This window comes from Qipengyuania triglochinis (assembly GCF_054655615.1).
This window is the reverse complement of record NZ_BAAHND010000002.1, coordinates 646,667-672,851: the sequence shown is the minus strand read 5'-3', so window position 1 is coordinate 672,851 and position 26,185 is coordinate 646,667. Positions and strand designations below refer to the sequence as shown.

Here is a 26,185-nt window from a genome sequence, read left to right as displayed (position 1 = left end):
CCCGCCTTGCTTGACGTTTACGTAAACGCAAGCTAGGCGGGGCCTACAGTTTTCAAGTCGAGAGGAAGGTACCCCCCATGAAGATCCTCGTCCCCGTCAAGCGGGTGATCGATTACAACGTCAAACCGCGCGTGAAGGCCGATGGCTCGGGCGTGGACCTCGCCAACGTCAAGATGAGCATGAACCCCTTCGACGAAATCGCCGTCGAAGAGGCGATCCGCATCAAGGAAGCGGGCAATGCGGAAGAAATCGTGGCCGTTTCGATCGGCCCGGCAAAGGCGCAGGAAACGCTGCGCACCGCCCTGGCCATGGGTGCGGACCGCGCGATCCTCGTCGAAACCGATGACGAAGTCGAACCGCTTGCCGTCGCCAAGATCCTCAAGGCCATCGCCGAGGAAGAACAGCCCGGCCTGGTAATGCTCGGCAAGCAGGCGATCGACGACGATTCGAACCAGACTGGTCAGATGCTCGCTGCCCTGATGGGCCGCCCGCAAGGCACCTTCGCCAACACCGTCGAAGTTGCTGGCGACAGCGTGACCGTGAAGCGCGAAGTCGATGGCGGTCTCGAAACCGTGAAGCTGACGCTTCCGGCCATCGTCACCACCGACCTGCGCCTGAACGAGCCGCGCTATGCTTCGCTGCCGAACATCATGAAGGCGAAGAAGAAGCCCTTGGATACCAAGAGCCCGGCCGATTACGGCGTCGACACCACGCCGCGCCTCAAGACCACCAATGTCTCCGAACCGCCGGTTCGCCAGGCAGGCGAAAAGGTCGAGGACGTCGATGCGCTGGTCGCCAAGATCAAGGCCATGGGCATCGTATAAGAAATTCACCCATCATCCGTTCGTGCTGAGCTTGTCGAAGCACCGTCCTTCTTTCGGGCGCTCGGATGAAGAAAGTACGGCCCTTCGACAAGCTCAGGGCGAACGGACTTAGAGGTTTGAAAATGAAGACACTCGTATGGGTCGAACACGACAATACCGAGATGAAGGACGCAACACTGGCAGCCGTGACTGCGGCGAGCAAGCTGGGTGACGTACACCTGCTGGTCGCCGGTTCGGGTTGCCGTGCCGTTGCCGAAGCCGCGGCGAAGATTGCCGGAGTGGGCAAGGTCCACCTCGCCGACGATGCGGCTTACGAACATGCACTGCCGGAAAACGTCGCGCCGCTGATCGCCGATCAGATGGGCCATCACGACGCCTTCGTTGCGCCTGCCACCACCACCGGCAAGAACATTGCGCCGCGCGTGGCCGCCCTGCTCGACGTGATGCAGATTTCGGACATTCTTTCGGTCGAAGGTGACAAGACCTTCACCCGTCCAATCTATGCCGGCAATGCGATCGCCACTGTGGAATCGAGTGACGAAAAGCTCGTCATCACCGTGCGCGGTACTGCCTTCGACAAGGCGGAAGCGGAAGGCGGATCGGGCGAGATCGAGGAAATCTCTGGTCCAACCGATGCTGGCATTTCCAGCTTTGTCAGCCAAGAAATCGCCGAAAGCGATCGTCCCGAACTCACCAGCGCCAAGGTCATCGTTTCGGGTGGCCGTGCGCTGAAGGATGCAGAGACCTTCGAAGAATACATCACCCCGCTGGCCGACAAGCTCGGCGCCGGCATCGGTGCCTCGCGCGCCGCGGTCGACGCGGGCTATGTACCCAACGATTACCAAGTGGGCCAGACCGGCAAGATCGTGGCCCCGGAAGTCTACATCGCCATCGGTATTTCGGGCGCCATCCAGCACCTTGCCGGGATGAAGGATTCCAAGACCATCATCGCGATCAACAAGGATGAAGACGCCCCGATCTTCCAGGTCGCGGACATTGGCCTCGTCGCTGATCTCTTCAAGGCGGTGCCTGAGCTTACTGAAAAGCTTTAAGCTCAAAACCAATTGAACACGCACCCCCTTCGCGGCATGTTTGCTGCGAAGGGGGTTTTTCATGCGCATTTCAAAACTGATATACGCGATTACTTCGCTTGCGGTCGCAGGGTCTGCCACCCGGCCTGCTTTTGCAGCGGAGGATGAAATGCTGGTGCTCAAGCCGAACAGCGCTTGGGTACTCGACATGGGTGAGAACAAATGCCGCATCGCCCGTGTGTTTGGGGAAGGCGATCAACAAACCATTTTCTACCTCGAACAGTGGGATCCCTCTGTCGTGGCGAACTGGACAGTCGCCGGTCAGCCTCTCGAAAAATACAAATCATGGCGCGATACCGAATTCCGCTTCGCTCCCGATGGCGCCGAAGGCGAATTCCGGTTTCAGGAGTCGACGCTCGGAGACTGGGGCAATGCGATCACGCAAATATCCAGCCTGACCCTCTCGGATACGAATGACGAAGACGATTCCGAACGCGATTACATCGCCGACCCGCGCGGGCTGCCAAGTCTGGATGCCGAAGCGGGTGCCAATATCGAAAGCCTGTCGCTGAACCAGCGCGGCAAGCCGACTATGGTCCTCGAACTCGGCGAAATGAAGAGTGTCATGGCCGCCATGAACAATTGCATGGCGAATTTGGTCGAACACTGGGGCTTCGATGTGGAGGAACAGAGAACCGTCCAGTCGCCGCCGACAGTGAACAATCTCAATCGGGTCACGAGGAGGATCGTGGACTATTATCCGCATGATGCGCTGAGAAAAGGCGCGCAGGCCGACTTCCACCTCCGGCTTACGGTCGGGTCGGATGGGCTGATCAAATCATGCACGCTGCTCAACCAGACCCTCGCCCCCGACTTTGACATGGAGCGCCATCCCTGCACCGCCTTTGAAAGGATCGGTGAGTTCGAACCGGCGCTGACCGCGAATGGCAATCCGGTAGACTCTTATTACACCGTCCGGATCAGGTATGTGATGCCCGAGTAAGGGCCGGCTCCTTGCCCGGGTTCAGCCTAGAGCGCTCGAAAGAGCATGGAGCGTCAGCCCGACCAACCCGCCGACCAGCGTTCCATTAATACGAATGAACTGGAGATCGCGGCCCACCGCGCTTTCGACGCGCGAGGTCAGCGTGGTTGCATCCCAACGGCGCACGGTTTCGCTCACCAGTTGGACTATCTGGTCGCCGTAGCGCGTTGATACGCCGACAGCGGTACGACGGGCGAACCGATTGATCTGGCGCTGGAGACGGAGATCGTCACGTAATGCACTGCCCAGCTCTGCAATGGTTTCGGCAAGATAGCCGCTACCCGATCCGCTGCTGTCCCTGATGCTGGCGATCAGGCGCGCGCGCAGCCGCTCCCAAACCGATTGCCACCAGTCGCCGACCGCAGGGTTATTCAGCAGTTCGATTTTCACCCGTTCGACCCGCGCCTGCATTTCCGGATCCTCGCGCAGATCGCGGGCGAAGTCCTGCAGACCTTCCTCGATCTTGTTGCGCAGCGGATGCTCGGGATCGATCAGGACTTCGGCCAGAAGCTTGTAGAGCCCGTCGATAACCGAATTGGCCAGCCGTTCATCGAGCCCGGTGAACCGCAGCACGGCATTGGCACGGTTGTGCACCATGTCGCGCACCATCTGCTCGTTGTCTTCGAGCACCAGCCCCGCCCAGCGGATGATCTTGTCGATCAGCTCCTTGTGACGCCCCTTCTCGATCATCGCGTCGAGCATCGAACCCAGCAGCGGCGCGATTTCCAACCTTTCCAGCTGCGCCGCAAGGCCAGCACGGACCTGCGTGCCGAGCCGATCGGGATCGAGCGACTCGAGGACCTCGACCATCAGTTCCCCTGCCCCAGCGCGCACGCGCGAATCGCGCGACGCCGCAGGATCCGCCAGATAACTGCCCACAGCGCCCGCAAGGTTCATCGCCCCCATGCGCCGCGCTACCACCTGCGCGGTCAGGAAGTTCTCGCGCAAGAAACCGGCCATGGTGTCCGCGATCCGGTCCTTATTCTCCGGAATGATGGCAGTGTGCGGAATTGGCAGGCCCAGCGGTCGGCGGAACAGGGCCGTTACTGCAAACCAGTCGGCCAGACCACCAACCATCGCCGCCTCGGCAAATGCATGGACATAGCCCCAGGCAGGATGGACATCGAGCCAGCGACCGGAAGCGATGAAGATCGCCGCCATCAGCACCAGCATGCCGGTGGCGGTGCGGCGCATCACGCGGGCGCGATCAGCCGGGATAGGTGCACTGCCCACCGGCGTGATCGATATCGAGGAATTGCCCGCCATATATCAGGCGACGCTTATTCCGCCGGTTCGATCCCGGATTTGCGTCCGCGGATCTCCCCCGTGTCCATTCCCGGGCGGTAGGAGAGGAACCGGTTACGCAGTGCCGGCCCGAGCCGCTTCTCGATTCCATCGGCCAGACTGAAGCCCGCTGGCACGATCAGCAAGGTCAGGAAGGTCGACAGGATGAGGCCCCCGATGACGGCCACACCCATGGGCTGACGCCAAGCGCCGTCCGCCGAAAGCGAGAGCGCGGTGGGGATCATGCCCGCCGTCATCGCGACCGTCGTCATGACGATCGGCTGCGCACGCTTCTGCCCAGCCTCCATGATTGCATCATATTTGCGCTGGCCATGCTCCATGGCCTCGATCGCGAAATCGACCAGCAGGATCGAGTTCTTTGCAACGATGCCGAACAACAGGAGGACACCAATGAAAACTGGCAGCGAAAGGGCGAGCCCGGTCAGCTTGATCGCGATGATCCCCCCCAGCGGAGCAAGGAGCAGCGAACCCATGTTTACAAGCGGTGACATCAGTCGCCGATAGAGCAGCACAAGGACCGCGAAGACCAGCAGGATGCCCGACGCCAGCGCGATCTGGAAGTTCGTAACGAATTCCATCAGCCAGCGGTCCTGCCCGCTCGGTGCGTTCGAAACACCGATCGGCAGGTCCTGCATGAGCGGCAGTTCGTTGATCTTCTTTTTGGCTAAACCTTCTTCGGCGCCTGGCGCGAGGTCCGCGCTGACATAGACACGGCGCTTGCGATCTTCGCGCTGGATGGTCGTCGGGCCGGCACCGAAGCGAATATCGGCGATACGCTCGAGCGGGACCGAACCGCCACTTGCGGTGGGGACCGGTAGGTTGCGAATGGTCGATATCCGATCGCGCGAGTTTTCCGGGAGCATGACCCGGATCGGGATCTGTCGATCCGACAGCGAGAAGCGCGCGGCATTCTGATCGATTTCGCCAATCGTCGCGATGCGGATCGCCTGGCTGAGCGAGGCTGTCGTAACGCCAAGCGATGCCGCCAAATCAGAACGTGGTTCGATGATCAGTTCGGGGCGCTGCAAGTCAGCCTCTACTCTCGGCCCCTGAATTTCGGGGAGATCGCCCATCTGTTCGACCAGGGTTTCGGCCGTGCGCTCAAGCAGATCCGGGTTGCTGCCCGAAAGCATCACATTGATAGCGCGGCCAGATCCGCCTCCGCCGCCACCCTGCTGATCGCGGAAATTGATCCGCGCATCGGCAACCTGGTTGAACAGGACGGACACGTCGCGCTCGATCTCCTGACTCGAGCGCTCACGCTCCGGTAGATAGGTGACGAAGAACCTGGCGCTGCCTTCGGAGACCGTCATGAGGACCTTGTCCACTTCGGGCTGGTCTTCGATAATGGCCAGAGCCTGTTCGGCCCGCGCCTCTGTCTGTTCCAGCGTGGTGCCCGGGACCATTTCCAGATCGACCTGACCGAAATCCAGATCGGAATCCGGAAAGAACTGCATGGGCGTGCTGACGAACATGAAAATGGTCAGGAAGAACGACAGCAAGCCGATGCCCATGACCCACGCACGGTGATCGCCGCGCAAATGCGCGAAGAGCTTGCCGAAAAAGCCGATCTTGCCACGGCGTTCGATCCGGGCATCCTTGATCTCGCGCGCCCGTGACCGATCGAGCGTCCATTCGAGAACCCGCGCATAGCGCTGGATCCACGGCCCGTTTGCATGTTCGGCATGGCCATGTGGCTTGAGGAAATAGGCCGCCATCAATGGCGTGATCATTCGGGCGACGGCAAGGCTCATCAGCACCGAGACGACGACCGTGACGCCGAAGTTCTCGAAGAACTGTCCGGCAACGCCGGGAAGCAGCGCGACTGGAAGAAAGACCGCCACAATCGAGAAAGAGGTCGCGGCAACTGCGAGGCCGATTTCATCGGCTGCATCGATGGACGCCTGAAACGCGTTCTTGCCCATCCGCATGTGCCGGACGATGTTCTCGATCTCGACGATCGCGTCGTCGACGAGCACCCCGGCCACCAGCCCCAATGCCAACAGGCTCATCTGGTTGAGCGTGTATCCCATGTATTCGAGGAAGAAGAATGTAGGGATCGCGGAGAGCGGAATGGCGATGGCCGAGATAAAGGTGGCCCGCCAATCGCGCAGAAAGAAGAACACCACGACGACGGCAAGGATGGCCCCCTCGACAAGCGCCGCGATCGAGCTTTCGTACTGCGCCTTGGTATATTGGACGATGTTGAATAGCTCTACGAACTCTACGCCCGGATATTCCTCCTCGATTTCCTGCATGACGATCTGCGCATCGTCATAGACCGACACGTCGGATTCGCCTCTGGCGCGGGACAGATCGATCGTAACTACAGGCTGGCCATTGACCTTCGAGATCGAGCGGATTTCGCTTTCGCCATCGCTGACATCGGCTATGTCAGCGAGCTTGATCGACCGGCCCCCGCCCAGCGAAATGCGCCGCTGGCCAAGCTCATAGGCTGTCTCGGCATTGCCGACCACGCGGACCGACTGGCGCACGCCGGCGATTTCTGCCTGTCCGCCCCCTGCGTTGAGGTTGTTCTGCCGCAGGACGGAATTCACCTGTGATGCCGTCACACCAAGCGATTGCATTCTTGCCGGATCAAGAATGACGCGTATCTCGCGATTGACCCCGCCGCTACGCGAAGCGCTGGCCATGCCCGGCACGGCCAAGAGGCGCTTGGAAACCGTATCGTCGACGAACCAGCTCAGCTGCTCCATCGTCATGTCTTGCGAAAGGACAGCGTAATTAGCGAAGCTGTTGTTGCTCGTCTGGACCTTGTAGACCCGTGGCTCGATGATGCCTTCCGGCAGATCTCCGCGGATCTGATCGATATTGGCCTTCACCTCATTGACGAGATCATTGACGTCATAACCGAGTTCGAAGGAGATGAAGGTATTTGAATTACCTTCCCTCACCGTACTGCGAATGGATTCGAGCCCCTCGAGCGACGCAATCGCGGATTCGACCTTCTCGGTAATCTGCGTATCGATTTCCGTCGGTGCTGCACCGGGCTGAGAGATTGAGACGATCACTGCCGGGAATTCGATATCCGGATCGTTTTGCACCTGCATCCGGTTGAAGGCGACGATGCCAGCCAAGGTCAGTGCCGCGAACAGCACCAGGGGCACAACCGGATTGCGGATCGACCAGGCGGATAGATTGCGCAGGTTCATGGTTTAATTGCCCGTCCCGCGTTGCAGCTTCGGTTTGACTTCCTGACCCTCGCGCAGGAAACCGCCCGCACGAAGAACGACCCGCTCGTTGCCCGAAAGGCCATCGGTCACGGTCAGGCCGCCATCGGTAATGATGCCCGTCTCCACGTTCCGGCGAGCGACCTTGTTCTCGCTGTCGATAATGTAGACATAGGTCTGACCGTCATCGTCCAGCAGCGCGCTTTCAGGCAGGACCGGGGCGACGACGGTGCCGGAATTGATGGTAGCGCTGGCAAAACCACCTGGCTTCAGTTCCGGGCTGTAGGATAGAGCGATGCGGGCCGTACCCTGCCGGGTGGTGTCGTCGATCGTTGGGGCGATCTGCCAGATCTGTCCGGTAAACCCCTTCTCCGTACCGACCGGGAAGACCTCGGCGGTGGCCCCGGCACGAACGCTGGCAAGCTCTGTCTCACCAAGTTGTGCGAGCATCTCCATCTCGCCGCCCTGGGCGATGGTGAAGAGTGCCTGTGAGCCGGCACCGACCGTCTGTCCGGGTTCTACGTTGCGCTCGAGCACCAGGCCGGCCGCAGGAGCAACGATATTGAGGCGGGCGTTGCGCGCCTGCAATTCGCCGGCCTGTGCTTTGGCAACCCGAACGCGGGCAACCGCCGCGTCGCGCGTCGCCGTCAGCCTGTCGACATCGGCTTGGGAAACGAAGCCGCGCTCGACAAGTTGAAGTGCGCGGTCGAGATTGGACTGGGCGAGATTGGCGTCGGCTTGTGCAACCTGTACCTGTGCAGCGGCGCTCTGGGCCTGCTGATTTTGAACCGAACGATCGATCACTGCGAGGACTTGCCCCTGACGGACCCAGCTACCGGCATCCACGGGCACCGATACGACGCGCCCACCCTCTCCGACGACGCCGACTGGCAGGGTACGGCGGGCGGCAATTGTTCCGGTCGAGGAGATTTCTCCTTCGACGGTGGTCCGGCCGGGTGCCACCACGGTCACAGCTGGCAGTTGCGGGGCTGAGGGCGCTGCTTCCTCGTCGCCGGCCAAGAAATACCAGCCCAAAGCGAGCACCGCGAAAAGGACGACGGCAGCAATGGCCAGTTTACGGCGCCTGCTGCTTCTTTGGTCCGCAAGCTCGTTGTCAGCCTCTACCCGTTCGGGCGACAAGACACCTTCATCTTCAGCGCGGATTTCCGTTTCGTACGTCATCAAATAGCCCCGTCTGGCAGCAGCCCATATCGATTGGTGTATTACTCTGCTAAATCACAGAGCGCAAGGCTGTGAAATTTCTCGTAGGGACTCGGCCAAGTTGGAGCAATCTTACACTCGATGGGAGCACGAGCGAAACAGACGAATGTCTTGAGTGCTCGAAAGACGTAAAAAGGGCGGCTCAGCAATGCTGAACCGCCCTTCGAATTAGAAATTCTTTCAGCTGTTAGCGAACGCGGCCACGCTGAATGAGGTTGGCGATGCCAAGCAGAACGATGGCACCGACGATGGCGATGATGAAACCGGTAAGATTGAACGTCTGAATAGTACCTTCGATACCGAAGAGAGCTCCGGCGAGGAAGTTACCGATCAGTGCGCCGATGATGCCGACGATGATATTCCAGAAAATGCCCATTGAGGCATCACGTGCCATAACCATGCTCGCGAGCCAGCCGGCGATACCCCCGACGATAATTGCGATAATCCAACCCATTGCAAATCCTCCTTTACTTCCCATCCGACCCGATGCCAGCCGAACGGGTGGCAATGTCGGCGGTTCCCCTTTTTCTGCATGGGGGACACGATTGGAGCGGATTTACAGAGTTTTTGTTCCCGCGACTTGGCGGGAGAGGACCATCAATACTTGAACTGGCGTTCGTAGAGATCGCGATAATGCTGGATGCGGGTCACACGCAGACCCTGCATCCCGGACCGGTCTACCGCGCGCTGCCACGAGGCAAATTCTTCCAGCGTCAGACCATACCGCTCAAGCACTTCGTCAATCGTCAGCAGTCCACCATTTACGGCAGCTACGACTTCCGCTTTGCGGCGCACAACCCAGCGCTTCGTCGAAGGCGACGGCAAATCCTCTAAGGTCAGCGGCTCCCCTAACGGGCCGATCACCTGTGCAGGGCGGATGTCCTGATTTTCGATCATCTATTTCTCTCGGTCGCCATGCACCGCACCATTTGCGGCGGAGCCCCTACCTAGCGGTTCGGATTTTCCATGCGCTAAACCATTGTGGTTAACGGCCCGTTTACTTTCTATTTCAGTTTCGCGCCGCGCCTCGCCGAACGCCTGAAAGCCGGCATGCTCCTTTTTCGCCAGTTCCTCGCGTAGCTCGCGAGTCGCAGACAATTTCGCGACTAGTTCAGTCCAGCGGAATTTGTGGAGGACGTCCCTGTTGCCGGCCGACTCCTCGCTCTTCTTGGTGAATTGCCCCTCGATCATGGAGGCTGTGATAATCAGACATGGTAAAGAGGATGTGAATCATCGTGTGCGGCACGAAACGGTAAATACTGGAGCCTCGAGCCAAGGCCGTGTAAGGGGCCGCTCATGCTAGAATCCCGTTTTCTCGACCCGGCCGGCGCAGCCGCGCTGTTCGATCTTGGCAAGCCTGCGTCCGAGGCCCGCATCGTCGTGGCGATGTCGGGCGGAGTCGATTCTTCCGTCGTCGCCGCTCTCGCCGCGAAAAGCGGTGCAGAAGTCATTGGCATTACGCTGCAACTATACGATTACGGCGCTGCGACGGGGCGCAAGGGCGCGTGCTGCGCCGGTGACGACATCGCCGATGCGCGCGCGGTGGCCGACAGGCTGGGCATTGCTCATTACGTTTCCGATCACGAGAGTGCTTTCCGTGAAGAAGTGGTCGAAACCTTCGCCGACGAATATCTTTCGGGGCGCACGCCCGTACCGTGCATCCGTTGCAACATGGGTCCCAAGTTCACCGATCTTTTCGCGATGGCGCGCGAACTGGGTGCCGATTGCCTTGCCACGGGGCATTACGTTCAGCGCATGATGGGCCCTGCAGGTCCAGAGCTTCATCGTGCGACCGATCCGGCGCGCGACCAGTCCTATTTTCTCTATGCGACGACCGAAGATCAGCTGGCATACCTGCGCTTTCCCTTGGGCGGCCTGCCGAAAAGCGAGGTCCGCGAACTCGCCGAGGCCGCAGGTCTGCGCAACGCTTCCAAGCCGGACAGCCAGGACATCTGTTTCGTCCCGGACGGCGACTATGCGAAGATCGTGAAAAAGATACGGCCGGAAGGCGCGCGGTCGGGCGCGATCGTGCATGCCGCCACGGGCGAAAAACTGGGCGAACATCGCGGTGTGATTCATTATACCGTCGGCCAGCGCCGAGGTCTGGATATTGGGGGGCAGCCTGAGCCTCTATACGTGGTCGGCATAGATGCCGATGAAGCGCAGGTGAAAGTGGGCCCGAAGCGCATGCTCGCCGTGTCCGCCGCTCACCTTGTCGAGACGAATCGCATCGGCCCCCTGCCCGATGTGCCGCTGACGGCCAAGGTGCGCAGCCTGGCGAAACCAGTGCCCATTACGCTCGCCGGTCCGCTGGGTAACGACGAAGCCACGACTATCCAGTTCGAGACACCGGAGTTCGGCGTGGCACCGGGCCAGGCAGCCGTGATCTATGCTGGAGAGCGCGTGGTTGGTGGCGGCTGGATCGACAGCACTACGCGCTGCGAAGCTTGATCTGAGCCGCTGCGCGATGACTGGGCTCAGTGGTCCCACTCGTCGAGAACGCAGCCGTATCCTTCGCGATAGCGGGCCGTATCGGATGCGATGACAGGTATACTCGCGGTCACACTACGGCTTTGCGCATTCTCGCTCAGCGATACCAGTTCCATGCCTTCCAGCTTGTCCTTGCCGCAATCCTCGAGACTACGCCCGGCGACGAAGCGGCAGGAGCAACCTACCCGTGCCGCATAGGCCGTGGCGACTTCGCCCGTGCGCGTCGCCGAATCGCCATAGGCCAACCAGGCACCGCCAGCCGCGGCGGCGAGAACCAGCGCCAGCCAGAACCACCAGCGGGAAAGAAGGGAGCGTTTTTTCGCCATTGCGCGGATGTAGTCCTCATGCGAGTGGAGCGGGCATGTTCCCGCGGCCCCTGCCCCTTATCGCTCTTGCCCTCCTCGCCACAAGCCTTGCCGCATGCGGTTCGTCCGGAGGCGAGGAAGAGCCGCCGCTGAGCGAGGCTGCGCTGGCTGCCGTGGGCGATGATCCCGGCGCGCCGACCAAGGCTTTGGCCCGGGAGATCGACGATCTCTTCACGCAGGAAGGCCTCGGCGAGACCCGGGCCCTGATCGTGATGCACGATGGCAAGCGCGCTGCCGAACGCTATGCCGAGGGATATGACGAGAACACGCCTTTCGTCAGCTGGTCCATGGCCAAGACCGTGACCGCCATGATGATCGGCCAGCTGGTCGGGGACGGCCTGCTCCGGCTCGATCAGCCAGCTCCGGTTCCCCGCTGGCAGCGCAGCGGCGATCCGCGCGCCGACATTACCCTGCGCCACCTCCTCCAGATGCGTAGCGGGCTCGAACATACCGAGTCGGGCGATCCACCCTATGAGAGCAGCGAAGTACGCATGCTCTTCCTCGACGGGCGCGACGATATGGCCGATTATGCCACCGCTCAGCCGCCCGAGGCAGAGCCGGGCGAGAAGTTCGAATACTCATCCAACACCACGGTCATCCTGGCCGACATCGCCGCGCGGGCATTGACCGACAGCGACCAGCCCGAAGCGCGGCGCCGAACGGTATCGGACTATCTCCATGCGCGCCTGTTCGAACCGCTGGGCATGACCACCGCCGTCCCCGAATTCGACCGCGCCGGCACGCTGATCGGCGGAAGCCTGATGCATGCGAGTGCGCGCGACTGGGCCAAGCTCGGCGAATTGCTGCGCAACAAGGGCTCCTATCGCGGCGAACAACTGGTGCCGCGCAGCTGGGTGAGCCAGATGGTGACCCCCAGCCCCAAGTCGCCCCAATACGGCCTACAGACATGGCTCAACCGCCCGACCGGCGAGGCCGAGCACCCGCTGTTTCCCGACCGTGCGCCCGAGACGGCCTTTTCCATGATCGGCCACATGGGCCAGTATGTCTTCGTCTCGCCCGAGCAGGGCCTGACCATCGTGAGGCTCGGCCATTCGAATGCTGCCGAGCGCAAGGCCATGCTCCAACAGCTGGCCGATATCGTGGAGCTTTACCCCTCCGAGGGCAGGTAGAAGCTGCCTTCGACCACGGTCACGCATTGACCGGAGAGGATTGCACGATCCCCTTCCAGCCGACAGCCGACATAGCCTCCCCGGCGGCTTGCCTGATAGGCGGTGAAGCTGCCGCGCGAGAGCCGGTCGGCCCAGAAGGGGGTCAGCGTGGCGTGGGCCGCGCCGGTCACCGGATCCTCGTCCACTCCGCCGCCCGGCACGAAGACGCGGCTCACGACGTCGGTTTCACGTCCCGGAGCAGTGCAGACGAAGAGGTTGTTGCCCAGCTTCCCCAGCCCGCGCAGATCGGGCGTGAGCGCATGGATCGCGTCCTCATCGGGGTAGAGGAACAGGTCGTAACCATGGGGATTGCGCCAGCACTCGGTCGGCGATCCGCCGAGTAGCACAGCTGCCTCGGGCCACTCGCCCTGCTCGGTCCGGATTGCAGGCAAAGCCAGCTCGTACCCCTCTCCAACCTTGCTCACTTCGAGAATGCCCGACTGGCGGGTGCGGAAGGTGACGGTATCGCCGCCGTTCTGCTGCAGCAGGACATGGCCGCTCGCCAAAGTGGCATGGCCGCACAGCCGCACCTCTTCTGTCGGCGTGAACCAGCGCAATTCCGAGTCGGCCTCGCCCGTATCGTCCTTCACGACGAAGGCGGTTTCGGAGAAGTTGTTCTCTTCGGCGATGGCGAGCAGCGTCGCATCGTCCAGCCACTGATCGAGCGGCATCACCGCCGCCTGGTTGCCGGAGAAGGGCCGCGAGGCGAAGGCATCGACGTGGGTGTATGGCAGTTTCATCAACTGTCGCCCTCCAGTTTGGCGAATTCGTCTTCCTCGACCAGCGGATTGCCCGGATCGTCCACATGGCCTTGCGGATCAATATGGATCAGCAGCTCCATATTGGGAAAGCGCTGGCACAGGTCCCGCTCGACCCGTTCGATGATGTCATGCGCTTCCTCCACCGTCATGCTGCCCGGCAGATCGACATGGAACTGCACGAAATCGCGATTGCCGCTGGCCCGCGTGCGAAGATCGTGGAGGTTGGTGAGTTCGGGGTGAAGCGCAGCCGCCTCCACAAAGGCGAGCCGCTTTTCCTCCGGCCACTCGCGGTCCATCAGATCGTCCACGGCTTCACGCGCGGCAGTAAAGGCGCCCCACCCCAGCCACGCGGCAATAGCGAGGCCGAACAGCGGATCGGCCAGCGCGAAACCCGCATATTGGTCGAGGACGAGCGCTGCGATCACCGCGAGGTTGAGCAGCAGGTCGGATTTGTAATGCAGGTGGTCGGTCTGGATCGCGAGGCTGCGCGTCCGGTTCATCACATATCTCTGCCAGCCGAGCAGCGCGAAGGTGAGCACGATGGCCACGGTCGACACGGCAATGCCCTCGCCCGCTGCCGCCGTCTGCGTACCACCGGCCAGCTGGCTCAGCGCGCGGGCCGCGATGCCGAAGGCGGAGACCGCGATCAGCATGACCTGGAAGATCGCCGCCAGCGCTTCTGCCTTGCCGTGGCCGAAGCGGTGATCTTCGTCCGCAGGCATGGAGGCGATCCACACGCCGGTCAGCGTGGCGATGCTGGCAATGAGATCGAGCGCCGAATCGGCAAGGCTGCCGAGCATGGCGGTCGACCCGGTGCGCCAGCTCGCCCAACTCTTCAGCGCGACGAGGATCAGCGCCACGGTGATCGAGGCAATCGCTGCCGATCGGGCGAGTTTCGCGCGGTCGTCTGTCGCGGTCTGCCTCATGGGTAGAGCAGCGTGTTCGACCACGCTTCACCCGGCCCGTTGCGCGTGAACTGGCGCCGGTCGTGCAGGCGGAATTCGCGGTCGCGCCAGAATTCGACCGTGTGCGGTGTCAGCAGGAACCCGGTCCAGTGCGGCGGGCGCGGGAGATCGCCTTCGGGATAGCGTTCCTCCAGCGCGGCAACCCGGTCGAGGTAGATCTGCCGGTCGGGCAGCGGGCGCGACTGGTCGCTGGCGGCCGACCCGATCTGCGAAGCATGCGGGCGCGAGTGGAAGTAGTCGTCCGCGTGTTCGCCAGCCACTTCTTCAAGCGTGCCTTCGATCCGGATCTGGCGGCGCAGGCTTTTCCAGTGAAACAGCAGCGAAGCCTGCATATTGCTGAGGATTTCCTGCCCCTTGCGGCTTTCGGCATTGGTATAGAAGACGAAGCCGCCCCCCTCGCCCCAATGCGAACCGTGGCCTTTCAGCAGCACCATGCGCACCGAGGGCCGACCCTGCGGCGTGGCGGTGGCCAGCGCCATGGCATTGGCATCATTGGGTTCGCTGGCCTTGGCTTCGCCGTACCAGATCTCGAACAGCGAGAACGGATCGGCGACCGGAATGGCGCTTTCGGATTCGGGGGCAGTGTTGCTCATAACGCAATCCTACAGGATGGAGCACATGGAGCACGGTCCAGGGCAAAAAAACCGGTGGGGCATTTTTCGCCCGAGAACGGCGGAACCTTGGGGGCTTGCGGCACATTGAGCGGTGACATGAACCATTCCCTAGCCAAACCCGCTTTTGTAGGAAAGCCTCGCCGCGAACAGCCGAGCAGCTTGCGGTCCGGCACCGTCGCAACTAGCTAACACACCATGGCAGATCCCTACACCACCCTCGGCGTCACGCGTTCGGCAGACGAGAAGGACATCAAGAGCGCCTATCGCAAGCTGGCGAAAGAGCTCCATCCCGATCGCAACAAGGACAATCCCAAGGCCTCCGAACGCTTTTCGGACGTGACCAAGGCCTATGACCTTCTGTCCGACAAGGACAAGCGCGCCCAGTTCGACCGGGGCGAGATCGACATGGAAGGCAATCCGACGAATCCCTTCGCCGGTATGGGCGGCGGTGGCGGCGGCGCTGGAGGATTCCGCGGCGCCGGTGGAGGCCAGCGCGGTTTCCGCGCAGAAGATTTCCAGGGCTTCGGCACAGATCAGGGCGATCTGGGCGATATTTTCGAAGGGCTGTTCGGCGGCGGCGGTGCGCGCGGGCGCACAGGTGGCATGGGCGGCGACCCGTTCGGCGGTCGGCGCCAGCGTCCCCCGCAAAAGGGTGCCGATATCAATTACACCCTGCGCGTGTCCCTGATCGATGCGGCAACGCTCAAGGACCAGCGGATTACGCTGGCCGACGGCAAGACGATCGATCTCAAGCTGCCCAAGGGTGTCGAGGACGGCACGCAGATGCGCCTCAAGGGCAAGGGCCAGCAAGGCCCCGGCGGCGCGGGCGACGGGCTGGTGACGATCAAGGTTGACAAGCACCGCGTCTATCAGCGCGATGGCTTCGACGTTCGCTTCGATTTGCCGATCACTCTCGACGAGGCGGTGAATGGCGGCAAGGTCCGCGTGCCCACCGTAGACGGACCCGTGATGATGACCATCAAGGCGGGAACGAGCGGCGGCGCCGTACTGCGGCTCAAGGGCAAGGGCTTCACCAAGAAGGACGGAAGCCGCGGCGATCAGCTGGTGACGCTGGAAATCCAGCTTCCCGAAGACCTCGGCGAGCTTGCCAAGCGGCTCGATGGGTGGAAGGACGAAAGCGACCCGCGTAGCAAGCTTCAGGTGTAACCTGTCCGAAGACGAAATGCCCTCGACGAAGGAACGTGAGCGACAGTCGCTTTCCCCCGAGGCGCGGCGGAAGGAAGCTTCCCATCTCCGCGATCGGATCGAGGATCGCGTCGGTCCCGGCACGCGGGCGTGGGAAGTGGCCAAGCGCACCCTGGTGGGAACCTATAATGACGGCTTCATCCATGCGGGCAATCTGGCCTATCTCGCGATGCTGGCCATCTTTCCGTTCTTTATTCTCGGTGCGGCAGTCTTTTCGGCGATCGGCGAGGAAAGCGAACGCGCCGCCACGATCAATGCGATCCTGTTCGCCCTCCCCCCCGTTGTCGGCAATGTGATCGAACCGGTCGCGCGCGATGTCATCCAGGCACGCAGCGGTTGGCTGCTATGGGCCGGTGCGCTGGTGGCGCTGTGGACCGTGGGCAGCCTGGTCGAGACCATAAGGGATATCCTGCGCCGGGCCTATGGCACGGAGGCGACGCACGCCTTCTGGAAGTACCGCCTGCTGTCGACTGGGGTGATCCTCGGCTCTGTATTTCTGCTGATGATGAGCCTGATGGCGCAGTTCCTGATCGGGGCCGCGCAGCAAGTGATCCAGGCCTATTTTCCCGAACTGGTCGACCGAGTGATTGATCTGCAATTGTCGCGCATTGTCCCGGCGCTCGGCCTGTTCGGTTCGCTTTATTTGCTGTTCTATACGCTTACGCCATCGAAATACCGCCGGAACCGCTATCCCAAATGGCCCGGAGTACTGCTGACATCCATTTGGTGGATTGCAGTGACGACACTGCTGCCGGCAGTCCTGAAACAGTTCTTTTCCTATGATCTGACCTATGGCGGTCTTGCCGGTGTAATGGTTGTCCTGTTCTTTTTCTGGCTTGTCGGCCTTGGTGTGGTTATCGGCGCTGAATTGAATGCTGCGCTTGCCGAAACGCCGGAAGAAGAAATGAATTTCATCGGACAGGCGGACAATCGGCGGAGGGCGCAGCTCCAACAGGAAATGATCGAAGAGCAGGAAGGAAAAGAGGAATGAGCGGTTTGATGAAGGGCAAACGTGGCCTCATCATGGGCCTCGCCAACGACAAGTCGCTGGCCTGGGGCATTGCCAAGCAGCTGCACGAGCATGGCGCCGAAATGGCATTTTCCTATCAGGGGGAAGCGCTGAAGAAGCGCGTCGGGCCGCTGGCCGAACAGCTTGGCAGCGATTTCATCTTCGAATGCGATGTTTCGAACATGGATGCGCTCGACAGCGCGTTCGATACGCTGAAGGAACGCTGGGACACGATCGATTTCGTGGTTCACGCGATCGGCTTTTCGGACAAGAGCGAGCTGCGCGGCAAATATGTCGACACCAGCCTCGACAATTTCCTGATGACGATGAACATCTCCGCCTACAGCCTCGTCGCCGTCGCCAAGCGCGCGCGCGAGATGATGCCGAATGGTGGCAGCATCCTGACGCTGACCTATTACGGCGCGGAAAAGGTCATCCCGCATTACAATGTGATGGGCGTGGCCAAGGCGGCGCTGGAAACCTCGGTCCAGTATCTCGCCAACGATCTCGGCCCTGAAGGCATCCGCGTGAACGCCATCAGCGCCGGTCCGATCAAGACGCTGGCGGCCAGCGGGATCGGCGATTTCCGCTACATCCTGAAGTGGAACGAATACAACTCGCCGCTGCGCCGCAATGTCACGATCGAGGATGTCGGCGGATCGGGCCTCTATTTCCTGTCCGACCTGTCATCGGGCGTGACCGGGGAAACGCATCATGTGGATGCTGGCTATCACGTCGTCGGCATGAAGCAGGAAGACGCGCCCGACATCGCGCTGGATAAAGGCTGAGCAGCTATGCGGATCCTCGTTACCGGCGCGGCAGGCTTTATCGGTGCCGCAGTCGCGGAGCGGCTTTGTGCGCGCGGTGACGAGGTTCTGGGGATCGACAGCCTCAACGATTATTATCAGGTCTCATTGAAAGAGGATCGGGTCGCGCGCGTGCAGGCGGCGGCAGGATCGAAGTTCACTTTCAAGAAGACCGATTTCTCTCGCTGGGAAGACCTTTCTGCAGCGCTGGACGCTGAGAATTTCGACGCCATCGTGCATCTCGGTGCGCAGGCGGGGGTGCGTTACAGCATCGAAAACCCGCGCGCCTATGTCGAAGCAAACCTCATGGGGCACCTCAACCTCCTCGAGGTCGCACGCCATCGCGGCACCGGGCACATGGTCTACGCCAGTTCCTCATCCGTCTACGGCGGTAACGACAAGCTGCCGTTCGCGGTCGAAGACCGGGCGGAGCATCCCGTTTCGCTCTACGCTGCCACCAAGAAGGCGGACGAGTTGATGAGCGAGACCTACGCCCATCTATACCGTGTGCCGCTCACCGGTCTGCGCTTCTTTACCGTTTACGGGCCGTGGGGCCGGCCGGACATGGCGCTGTGGCTGTTTACCGATGCGATCCTGTCGGGCCGCCCGATCAAGGTGTTCAACCATGGCGAGATGTGGCGCGATTTCACTTTCATCGAAGATATCGTCAGCGGCGTGGTCGCCTGCCTCGACAGCCCGCCGGCTGACGATGGGTCGGAAAAGGCTGGCGGCAGCGTGAAGCCGCACGCACTTTACAACATCGGCAATCACCGCAGCGAGAAACTGACCAGGGTGATCGAACTGATCGAGCAGGCGTGCGGTACGAAGGCGAAGGTCGAATTGCTGCCGATGCAGGCGGGCGACGTTGAGAAGACCTATGCAGACATCGACGCGATCCAGCGCGATGTGGGTTACCAGCCGACAACGGGCATCGAACTAGGCATACCGCGTTTCGTCGAGTGGTATCGCGACTACCACGGCGTGTAGCGGTCAGCTTTTGGCGAGCAGATCGCAGATTCTTTGCGAGGAGTAGCCATCACCGAACGGATTGTGGGCCCGGGCCATCGCGGAATAGGCTGCTTCGTCATCCAGCAGACGCTCAGTCTCCTGCACGATAGTCTGCGCGTCGGTGCCTACCAGCCTGGCCGTTCCTGCTTCGACACCTTCAGGCCGTTCGGTGGTTTCGCGCATGACCAGCACCGGTTTACCTAGCGCCGGCGCCTCTTCCTGTACGCCGCCGCTGTCGGTCAGCATCAGATAGCTGATATCGAGCAGCCGCGCGAAATGCGGATAGTCGAGCGGTTCGATGAGTGCGACATTGCCGAGACCGCCCAGTTGATCGTTCATCACTGCCTGGACGTTCGGGTTCATATGGACGGGAAAAATAACCGCAACGTCATCACGTGTAGCGATCTTCTTAACCGCATCGGCGATATTCTGCATGCCGCTGCCAAAATTTTCGCGGCGATGGCTGGTTACCCCGATGATGCGTTTGCCAGCAAAGCGCTCTTCCAGTTCCTTCAGACCCGAGGCGAGCGACGGCTCTTCGTCGATCCGACCCGCCACCCACTTCAACGCATCGATGACCGTATTACCGGTCACATGCACGGTAGCGGGATCGACATTTTCGCGCACAAGGGCGTCGGCACTGGTTTGTGTCGGGGCGCAATGTAGCGCGGCAAAGCTTCCGACGACCCGGCGATTCACCTCTTCGGGCCATGGCTGGTAAATGTCCCCGCTCCTGAGCCCCGCCTCTACATGGCAGACAGGGATTTTTCGATAATAGGCCGCCAGCGCGCCCGCCATCACGGTAGTTGTATCGCCCTGGACTACTACCCAGTCCGGTTGCTCGTCATCAAGGACCTTGCCGATGCCAGTAACGGCGCGCGCAGTAAGTTCGTCCAGCGTCTGCCCGGCGGTCATGAGATCAAGATCGTGGTGGGGCCGTATATCGGCAATCGCCAGAACCTGATCGAGCATACCGCGGTGCTGCGCCGATACGCACACTCTGCTGTCGAACCGATCGTCCTTTTGCAGGGCATGAATAAGCGGGAATAGCTTGATGGCTTCGGGACGCGTCCCGAAAACTGTGAGAATGCGGCGCTGGGTCATGCGACGGCCTTACAGGCTAAACACCGGCTTAGAAGCCAAAATCAGCCTTCAGGATCGCCTGCCACGACCTCGGCTTCGGGTTGCGGAAGCGCCTCTTCGTCCGGTGTCGGAGCTGCCCGCTCTTGCTCGAGGCGCTGCATATATTCACGTTCGATCATCTCGACATCTTGCTGTGTACGCTCTGCATCTTCATCGATGGTGCTGAGACGTTCCGCGCGCGCTGCGGCAATCACTTCGCTAAAGCGAACCGCGTTTGAATTTTCTTTATCGGCATAGGCCTTGCGGATCATTTCCTGCGTACAACCGGTCATGCCGCCTGCACCGGCAGGCGAGCAAGACAGCGTACCGAAATCGCCAACCATTTCCAGCCGCTCGACCCGCTCCGCCCAGCTTTGCGTTCCGGGGCCGTCGGTAAAGCGCATGCTTTCAGGAATACGGAAGCGTTCGCTCTCGGCCTGACGCGCGCATACGACGATGGTGCCGTCATCGCTCGGGGGACAGGCATCGTCGCCGTAGACGATAACCATGTTATAGCTCTCATCGCCCGTATCGACCGGGGTCTGCGCCTGCGCAGGAGCAGCAAGTGCGGCGGTGCCAAGAGCGGCAAGAGCGAACAGCGAACGGGTCATCGGATCCTCATCATTACGTGGGCAGATTAGGCAGCCTGCCTCGTGAACTATCCATGAAGCGAGCCAGGGGGCAGAAGCGTTCCCGCTATATCCGCTCGGAAATCTTGATCGCAGCCTTGCAGCCGAGGCGGATCATGCCCGAAAGAACCGGATAGCCCGGAGCCCGCTCTGCTCCGGCAGCGAGCGCGGCATCACGATGTTCACGCTCGTCTTCGCGGAACTCTTCGATCATCTGCGCGAGTTCCGGGTCCTCATTGGTCGCTTCCAGTCGATCGAGTTGTTCGGAGTAATGCAGATCGATCTCCGTCTCGACGGCAGCCGTGCAGGCCATGGCAGCCTCGGGCCCGATCAGCGCGGTCGCAGCCCCAAGGGCGAAGCCTGCCTTGTCCCAGAACGGCTGGAGCGCGGTGGGCCGCACCCGCCGCCGCGCCATCAGCGCATCGAACTTGGCGCGATGACCTGCTTCCTGCTCGGCCATTCCGGCAATTTCAGCGGAATCCGGTGCGCGATCGCCCATCACGGCAAGCTGGCCGGCATAGATCCGCGTGGCGCCAAATTCCCCCGCCTGATCGACACGGATCATCCGGGCGATATGCGGCGCGGTTTGGGGTGGTTTCTGTCCGGTCATAAGTGGCGGTCCTTGCGAAGCTGATTGAAAACGAGAAGGCTGGCCGCTGCAGAGATAAGAAAATTGAACCCGGCCAGGCTGATGCCGAACAGGGTCCAGGCCGGCTCGTCGCAGCGGACAAGCGGCGAATTCATGATAGCGTCCAGCGCACTTTCCCCCTGGCCGGTCTGGGGTATGGCCGCACAAGAGGTAACGCCCTGCCACCAGCCGTATTCAACTCCGGCGTGGAACAGGCCGATGAGACCAGACGTCAGAATTCCGCCTGCCGCCAGCGCCACCCAGAGGCGTTTCGGAGCCACGAAAAACGACAGCAGGGCCAGACCGACGGCAGCGAAATGAGGCCAGCGCTGCCACCAGCACATCTCGCATGGGTACAGGCCGAACACATATTGCGATACATACGCTCCGGCCAGCAGCAGAACAGGCACCCCTAGCGCGATTCGCTGGGCAAGGCGCAGGTGGGGGCTTTCGGTCATTCTCACCGGCCTGTGGCTAGCCTCACTTCCGGCGGCTGGCAACGGAGTTGGGGCTGGTCCGCCGCAGCGTATCGACTGCGTAATGGAGCTGGAAATCTTCGATACCCTTCTGCTCCAGCTCTTCCGCCGTGAACTGGAAGCGCGGATCGGTACGGGTATCGTTTTCCAGATCCTCGTCCTTGATGCCAAGTTCGTTGATCAGGTGACCGCGCAGATCGCTCTCACGCATGGTGAACTTGCTGCGCTTGGCAAGATCCGGATCGGAAAGCTGCGGCACACGGATATCCGGCTTGATTCCGCCTTCCTGCACCGAGTGGCCTGAAGGCGTATAATACCGCGCAGTCGTGAGCTTGAGCGCCGCATCATTGCCCAGCGGCAGGAGCGACTGCACACTGCCTTTTCCGAAGCTTCGTTCACCCATTACCACTGCACGGCGGTGGTCCTGCAGCGCGCCGGCGACAATTTCGCTGGCAGATGCTGAACCGGCATCGATCAGCACGACAATCGGCAGACCTTCTGCAATATCACCGCGAAAAACGGTTTCTGCTTCATAGGTGATGGACTCGCCGCGAGCACGGCCGCGCTGAGAAACGATCTGTCCATCACTGAGGAAGAGGTCGGACAAGGCCACTGCCTCATCGAGCGAACCGCCGGGGTTCGATCGCAGATCGAGAACAAGGCCGTTAAGGCGCCCGGTCGCCTGATTCTGCAGATCCTTCCATGCAGCAAATACATCGGCGCCCACATCGCGAGAGAATTCATTGACCATGATATGGCCGATGTTCCCTTCCTGGAGTTCCCACGTCACGGGCTCCAGTTCGATGACGCCGCGCGTGACATCGACATCGAAAGGCTCGTCGCGGCCCGGGCGATAGACGGTGAGACGGATCGAGGTGCCCGCCTTACCGCGCATTCTTGCAACGGCTTCGTCCAGTTCCAGCCCGTAAATAAGCTCGCCATCGATATGGGTGATGTAATCGCCGGCCTTGATCCCCGCCTTATCCGCAGGGCTTCCACGGAAAGGCGAGATGATCTTTACCGCGCCGTCTTCGCCCACCACCGACAGGCCGAGCCCGGAATAATTACCATCGATCATGGTTTCTAAACGCTGCAGGTCGGATCCATCGAGATAGGCAGAGTGCGGATCGAGGGCCGCGAGCATTCCGCTAATGGCTCCGTTGATCAGGACATCATCCTCGACTGGCTCTACATAGCTGGCTTTTACCCTTTGATATACGGCGAAAAGCTTGGAAAATTCCGGGCCTGCATTTCCTTCCACGCGCGCCAGACCAGCCGTAGTCGCCGGAATCAGCGCAACAGCGGTCACAAGGGCAGCCGAGCGGGCAAGAGCGGCGAATTTCATGAAATCAAATCTCCAGGCATTGGGGCGAATGTATAGTGCCTGATGCGTGAATGGAAGATGAGCCGAAAAGTGCCGCGCTTGCGACAGTTTTTTGCCCCGTCCCGACAAGCCCTGTCAGCGGGCATAGCGCAGTGGATCGACCGCCTTGCCGCGGCGCCGCAATTCGAATGTAATTTCCGGACGGGAGGATGGAGCCAGGCCGATTGGTGAACCTGCAGACACATCCTGACCTGTAGTCACCGCCAAGCTGCCAAGACCTGTCAGAAGGCTGGTCCATCCTTTCGAATGATCGAGTATGACGACGCGGCCGTAGCCATCGTAATCCCCCGCGAAAGCGACGCGGCCGCCTGCTGGGGCTACGACCTGGGCCTGACGCCGCGGAGCAATCGAGATGCCTTGTCGTCGCGCCCCGCTTCCTGTCTTCTCGCCGAAGCGGGACACCAGTGGGCCCGTGACGGGCATGAGGTAGGTAGAACGATCCGAGGTAGCTAGCTCACTCGCAGTGGCAGCATCGACAGCCGCACTTCCGCTGTCCGATTCCAATCGGCGCACCAGGCTATCGAGATTGCGCGATTCCTGAGCCAATTCAAACGCCCGACGGCGTTCGCGGGCAATTCCCCCCGCCGCCTGCTCCACAAGGACCCGCTCCTGCTCTGCCAGGGCGAGTAGGTCCTTCTGCTGCAGCACCAATGTAGCTTGCGCTTCTTCGCGCGCAGCCAACATCTGCGCGCGTTCAGTGGCTAGGGATTTCGTACGCTGAATATCAACACGCAGGGCTGCGGTCTGCCGCCGCACTTCGGGAAGCGTACTGCCGAGGATTGCGCGAGTGTGGACGACGTCTTGCAAGCTTCCTGGCTGTAGAGCCGCCAGCACCAACGGTCGTCGACTGAAGGTTGCCAGCGCCGCAGTCAATTCCGCTGCCGGCTCACTGCGCCGTGCCAAATCACGCGCCAAACCCTTTCTTTCGCGTTCGATCATGGCGAGTTCGGCTTCCGCTATGCTCACGGATGCTTCAGCCTGCTGTACGCGTGCCGCCAGAGCTGCAGCCTTCTGCCTCGCGCTCGAAGACGCTTCTTCCGCGCGCGTCATTTCAGCCTCCAGGCGTTCTGCCCGCAGGCCGGCATTACGTTGTTGGGTGCGCGCGATGGCGAGCGCCCTTCGCGCCTCGACTGCCTGACTGCGATCCTTGGATGATTGTGCAGTTAGGGGTGTAAAGGCTTGAGAAACAAGAGCAAAGACGAAGAGGAGTCCCGTGATGATAAGGGTCCGGTTCATGACGTCACACCTCCATCAGCCGCTTCGGTGATATGGGTGGCCGGCGATGATGGTTGTCGCACGGTAAAGCTGCTCCGCCACCATCGCCCGGGCGAGCAAGTGCGGCCATGTCGCCTTTCCGAAGGCGAGAAGGAGGTCTGCGTCGTGACGTTCCGCCTCGGAATGGCCATCTGCTGCGCCAAGAATGAACCGGCATTCACGCATGCCGTCGTCTCGCCAACGCTCCAGCGTCGCAGCAAGGCTCTCCGATGAAAGATCCTTGCCGCGCTCATCGAGAAGAACCGTCTTGTATGGGGTCTGGGGGTCCGGGATGCGCCCGCCGGTTTCAGGAAGTTCGGTGAATTTGACCGGCCAGGTCAACCGCTTCTCATAGCGCGCAACCAGATCCGCCTCGGGTGACCGGGCGATCTTTCCTCGCGCAATGATGTGAAGAAGCACGACTTAACCCCTGAAAATTCATAGATCCGCGCACCGGCGCACAAGTAGGCAAATAGGCGCAAGAGCCATATACCCCCGAGAATAGTAAGCGCGTTCGGAGAAACGCCGGTTACGCCGTTCCGGCTACGGGCGGTGCGTCACCGAACGCCCACATGCGTTCGAGATTGTAGAAGCTCCGCACTTCTGGCCGGAACAGATGAACGACGATATCGCCGGCATCGAGCAGGACCCAGTCCGCCGCCGGGAGTCCTTCGAGCTTCACCGGGCCATAGCCGTTCTGCTTCAGCTTTTCCGCGAGTTTCTGCGCGATCGAAGCAACCTGGCGAGTCGAACGACCCGAAGCGATCACCATGAAATCGGCGATCGAGCTTTTACCTTCGAGATCGATGGTCACCACATCTTGCGCCTGATCGTCGTCGAGCTGTTTCAGCACGAAGTCGAGCAGCTCCTGCTTGTCGGCATCAGTCATGCGAACAATCTTCGCGCCAGTCGTTCCGGAGGCAGCCGGATCTGTATGCGCCTGAGTCATAGGCGTTTATATCACTCCTGAATTGGTAGGCCCCCGAGATAGGGAGCGTTGGGGAAAGGGCAACGCGCATCATTGCGTGGCCGTGTCCCCTTCGAGCGGGATCAGACGATGCGTCACCTGGTCTCGCGGAGATTTACCGGCGTGGCGCGATGCCCAGTCGGGATCGGCGCGGCGAATTGCCGTGGCCGAACGCGGATCGGGATCGAAACGCAATGTCACCAGTGCCGGTGCGCTCCATTCACCCCCGTTTCGAAAGCTGGCGAGCGGCACACGAAAGTGCCGGAGCCAGGCCATCGCGGGGCTTGCGACAGCAGCCGCATCATAGCCCGGCCGGGCGATGACTGCAATCGGCATGGTGCGGGCGATCCTTCTCCATTCGCGCCAAAGGTGGAATTGCGCCAAATTGTCCGAACCCATCATCCACACGAACTTCCGCTTGGGATAGCGTCGGCGTATCGCCCCAAGGGTGTCGACCGTGAACCGCGTTCCGAGTTGCTGTTCGATCGCAGTTACGCGGATTGCGGCCAGTTTCGCCTGCTTTTCTGCGGCCCGGACACGTACTGGAAGAGGAGCCATTCCCTTTTTAGGTTTGAGCGGATTACCGGGCGAGACCAGCCACCAGACTTCGTCGAGCCCGAGCGCTTCCTGCGCAAAGAGAGAAATACGCCGGTGTCCGCCGTGGGCGGGATTGAAGCTGCCGCCGAGCAAGCCGATTTTGCGGGCACGCATAATGATT

Annotated in this window: 28 protein-coding genes; 9 read left to right on the top strand and 19 right to left on the bottom strand. The window is 61.2% G+C overall.

All coding sequences use genetic code 11. The features are described from left to right. Positions 1–77 precede the first annotated feature (77 nt). The 3 genes from ACYQ0G_RS09400 (at position 78) to ACYQ0G_RS09390 (ending at position 2,858) form a co-directional block, all read left to right on the top strand. Positions 78–824 (top strand): electron transfer flavoprotein subunit beta/FixA family protein, encoded by a 747-nt coding sequence (locus ACYQ0G_RS09400; protein WP_460101928.1) that lies wholly within the window; start codon positions 78–80, stop codon positions 822–824. 122 nt (positions 825–946) lie between these two features. Then, positions 947–1,876 carry an electron transfer flavoprotein subunit alpha/FixB family protein gene (locus ACYQ0G_RS09395; protein ID WP_460101926.1) on the top strand — a complete coding sequence of 310 codons (930 nt, stop codon included), beginning with the start codon at positions 947–949 and terminating at the stop codon, positions 1,874–1,876. A gap of 61 nt (positions 1,877–1,937) precedes the next feature. Continuing rightward, complete coding sequence (locus tag ACYQ0G_RS09390; RefSeq protein ID WP_460101924.1) at positions 1,938–2,858, top strand: energy transducer TonB; 921 nt, start codon at positions 1,938–1,940, stop codon at positions 2,856–2,858. A gap of 21 nt (positions 2,859–2,879) precedes the next feature. Here ACYQ0G_RS09390 and ACYQ0G_RS09385 read toward each other — a convergent pair whose 3' ends face one another. The 6 genes from ACYQ0G_RS09385 to ACYQ0G_RS09360 form a co-directional block, all read right to left on the bottom strand. After that, entirely contained in the window at positions 2,880–4,091 is a 1,212-nt protein-coding gene (locus tag ACYQ0G_RS09385) for a DUF445 domain-containing protein (RefSeq protein ID WP_460102830.1), read from the bottom strand. A gap of 86 nt (positions 4,092–4,177) precedes the next feature. Next, the gene (locus tag ACYQ0G_RS09380) at positions 4,178–7,375 is read right to left on the bottom strand and encodes an efflux RND transporter permease subunit (protein WP_460101922.1); all 3,198 of its coding nucleotides are present in this window, start codon (positions 7,373–7,375) and stop codon (positions 4,178–4,180) included. A 3-nt stretch (positions 7,376–7,378) separates the two neighbouring features. Then, positions 7,379–8,575 carry an efflux RND transporter periplasmic adaptor subunit gene (locus tag ACYQ0G_RS09375; protein ID WP_460101920.1) on the bottom strand — a complete coding sequence of 399 codons (1,197 nt, stop codon included), beginning with the start codon at positions 8,573–8,575 and terminating at the stop codon, positions 7,379–7,381. A gap of 226 nt (positions 8,576–8,801) precedes the next feature. Continuing rightward, positions 8,802–9,068: a GlsB/YeaQ/YmgE family stress response membrane protein gene (locus ACYQ0G_RS09370; RefSeq protein WP_460101918.1), complete on the bottom strand. Its 267-nt coding sequence runs from the start codon at positions 9,066–9,068 to the stop codon at positions 8,802–8,804. Between the two features lie 143 nt (positions 9,069–9,211). Next, complete coding sequence (sciP, locus tag ACYQ0G_RS09365; RefSeq protein WP_221426218.1) at positions 9,212–9,511, bottom strand: CtrA inhibitor SciP; 300 nt, start codon at positions 9,509–9,511, stop codon at positions 9,212–9,214. Beyond that, positions 9,512–9,805, bottom strand: a complete 294-nt coding sequence (locus tag ACYQ0G_RS09360; RefSeq protein ID WP_460101916.1) for a hypothetical protein — start codon at positions 9,803–9,805, stop codon at positions 9,512–9,514. It lies immediately after the preceding gene. A gap of 105 nt (positions 9,806–9,910) precedes the next feature. Here ACYQ0G_RS09360 and mnmA point away from each other — a divergent pair, with 105 nt between their 5' ends. Further along, positions 9,911–11,065 (top strand): tRNA 2-thiouridine(34) synthase MnmA, encoded by a 1,155-nt coding sequence (gene mnmA / locus ACYQ0G_RS09355; RefSeq protein ID WP_460101915.1) that lies wholly within the window; start codon positions 9,911–9,913, stop codon positions 11,063–11,065. Positions 11,066–11,091: 26 nt separating this feature from the next. On the opposite strand, the gene ACYQ0G_RS09350 is transcribed toward mnmA, so the two are convergent. Then, positions 11,092–11,430: a hypothetical protein gene (locus ACYQ0G_RS09350; protein WP_460101913.1), complete on the bottom strand. Its 339-nt coding sequence runs from the start codon at positions 11,428–11,430 to the stop codon at positions 11,092–11,094. Between the two features lie 35 nt (positions 11,431–11,465). Here ACYQ0G_RS09350 and ACYQ0G_RS09345 point away from each other — a divergent pair, with 35 nt between their 5' ends. Continuing rightward, the gene (locus ACYQ0G_RS09345; RefSeq protein WP_460101911.1) at positions 11,466–12,599 is read left to right on the top strand and encodes a serine hydrolase domain-containing protein; all 1,134 of its coding nucleotides are present in this window, start codon (positions 11,466–11,468) and stop codon (positions 12,597–12,599) included. Here the strand turns inward: ACYQ0G_RS09345 and ACYQ0G_RS09340 are convergent. From ACYQ0G_RS09340 to pdxH, 3 genes are read right to left on the bottom strand one after another with little or no spacing between them, the layout of a single operon-like run. Next, positions 12,578–13,378, bottom strand: a complete 801-nt coding sequence (locus ACYQ0G_RS09340; protein WP_460101909.1) for a PhzF family phenazine biosynthesis protein — start codon at positions 13,376–13,378, stop codon at positions 12,578–12,580. The two genes, ACYQ0G_RS09345 and ACYQ0G_RS09340, sit on opposite strands and share 22 nt — an antisense overlap. After that, positions 13,378–14,325 (bottom strand): cation diffusion facilitator family transporter, encoded by a 948-nt coding sequence (locus ACYQ0G_RS09335; protein WP_460101907.1) that lies wholly within the window; start codon positions 14,323–14,325, stop codon positions 13,378–13,380. The genes ACYQ0G_RS09340 and ACYQ0G_RS09335 overlap by 1 nt, the downstream gene beginning before the upstream one ends. After that, positions 14,322–14,957 carry a pyridoxamine 5'-phosphate oxidase gene (pdxH, locus tag ACYQ0G_RS09330; protein WP_460101905.1) on the bottom strand — a complete coding sequence of 212 codons (636 nt, stop codon included), beginning with the start codon at positions 14,955–14,957 and terminating at the stop codon, positions 14,322–14,324. The genes ACYQ0G_RS09335 and pdxH overlap by 4 nt, the downstream gene beginning before the upstream one ends. Before the next feature lie 216 nt (positions 14,958–15,173). Here pdxH and ACYQ0G_RS09325 point away from each other — a divergent pair, with 216 nt between their 5' ends. From ACYQ0G_RS09325 to ACYQ0G_RS09310, 4 genes are read left to right on the top strand one after another with little or no spacing between them, the layout of a single operon-like run. After that, positions 15,174–16,145, top strand: a complete 972-nt coding sequence (locus ACYQ0G_RS09325; RefSeq protein ID WP_460101903.1) for a DnaJ C-terminal domain-containing protein — start codon at positions 15,174–15,176, stop codon at positions 16,143–16,145. Between the two features lie 16 nt (positions 16,146–16,161). Next, complete coding sequence (locus ACYQ0G_RS09320; RefSeq protein ID WP_460101901.1) at positions 16,162–17,175, top strand: YihY/virulence factor BrkB family protein; 1,014 nt, start codon at positions 16,162–16,164, stop codon at positions 17,173–17,175. Continuing rightward, positions 17,172–17,981 (top strand): enoyl-ACP reductase FabI, encoded by an 810-nt coding sequence (fabI, locus tag ACYQ0G_RS09315; RefSeq protein WP_460101899.1) that lies wholly within the window; start codon positions 17,172–17,174, stop codon positions 17,979–17,981. The genes ACYQ0G_RS09320 and fabI overlap by 4 nt, the downstream gene beginning before the upstream one ends. 6 nt (positions 17,982–17,987) lie before the next feature. Further along, the gene (locus ACYQ0G_RS09310; protein ID WP_460101898.1) at positions 17,988–18,986 is read left to right on the top strand and encodes an SDR family NAD(P)-dependent oxidoreductase; all 999 of its coding nucleotides are present in this window, start codon (positions 17,988–17,990) and stop codon (positions 18,984–18,986) included. A 3-nt stretch (positions 18,987–18,989) separates the two neighbouring features. Here ACYQ0G_RS09310 and wecB read toward each other — a convergent pair whose 3' ends face one another. From wecB to ACYQ0G_RS09265, 9 genes are all read right to left on the bottom strand, one after another. After that, positions 18,990–20,111, bottom strand: a complete 1,122-nt coding sequence (gene wecB, locus ACYQ0G_RS09305; RefSeq protein ID WP_460101896.1) for a non-hydrolyzing UDP-N-acetylglucosamine 2-epimerase — start codon at positions 20,109–20,111, stop codon at positions 18,990–18,992. A 41-nt stretch (positions 20,112–20,152) separates the two neighbouring features. Beyond that, positions 20,153–20,740 (bottom strand): hypothetical protein, encoded by a 588-nt coding sequence (locus ACYQ0G_RS09300; protein WP_460101894.1) that lies wholly within the window; start codon positions 20,738–20,740, stop codon positions 20,153–20,155. A gap of 85 nt (positions 20,741–20,825) precedes the next feature. Beyond that, positions 20,826–21,368 (bottom strand): demethoxyubiquinone hydroxylase family protein, encoded by a 543-nt coding sequence (locus ACYQ0G_RS09295; protein ID WP_460101892.1) that lies wholly within the window; start codon positions 21,366–21,368, stop codon positions 20,826–20,828. Continuing rightward, on the bottom strand, positions 21,365–21,844 hold the full coding sequence (locus ACYQ0G_RS09290; protein WP_460101890.1) for a disulfide bond formation protein B: 480 nt from the start codon (positions 21,842–21,844) through the stop codon (positions 21,365–21,367). Before ACYQ0G_RS09290 ends, ACYQ0G_RS09295 begins: the two co-directional genes overlap by 4 nt. Before the next feature lie 22 nt (positions 21,845–21,866). Next, positions 21,867–23,207 (bottom strand): S41 family peptidase, encoded by a 1,341-nt coding sequence (locus ACYQ0G_RS09285; protein ID WP_460101888.1) that lies wholly within the window; start codon positions 23,205–23,207, stop codon positions 21,867–21,869. 114 nt (positions 23,208–23,321) lie between these two features. Then, positions 23,322–24,482, bottom strand: coding sequence for a murein hydrolase activator EnvC family protein (locus tag ACYQ0G_RS09280; protein ID WP_460101886.1), 1,161 nt, complete (start codon positions 24,480–24,482; stop codon positions 23,322–23,324). Between the two features lie 15 nt (positions 24,483–24,497). After that, a complete protein-coding gene (locus ACYQ0G_RS09275) occupies positions 24,498–24,920 on the bottom strand; it encodes a 23S rRNA (pseudouridine(1915)-N(3))-methyltransferase RlmH (RefSeq protein WP_460101883.1) in 423 nt (140 codons plus the stop codon). 109 nt (positions 24,921–25,029) lie between these two features. Further along, positions 25,030–25,389 carry a ribosome silencing factor gene (gene rsfS / locus ACYQ0G_RS09270; protein ID WP_460101881.1) on the bottom strand — a complete coding sequence of 120 codons (360 nt, stop codon included), beginning with the start codon at positions 25,387–25,389 and terminating at the stop codon, positions 25,030–25,032. Between the two features lie 129 nt (positions 25,390–25,518). Next, positions 25,519–26,178, bottom strand: coding sequence for a nicotinate-nucleotide adenylyltransferase (locus ACYQ0G_RS09265; RefSeq protein ID WP_460101879.1), 660 nt, complete (start codon positions 26,176–26,178; stop codon positions 25,519–25,521). Positions 26,179–26,185: the final 7 nt, after the last annotated feature.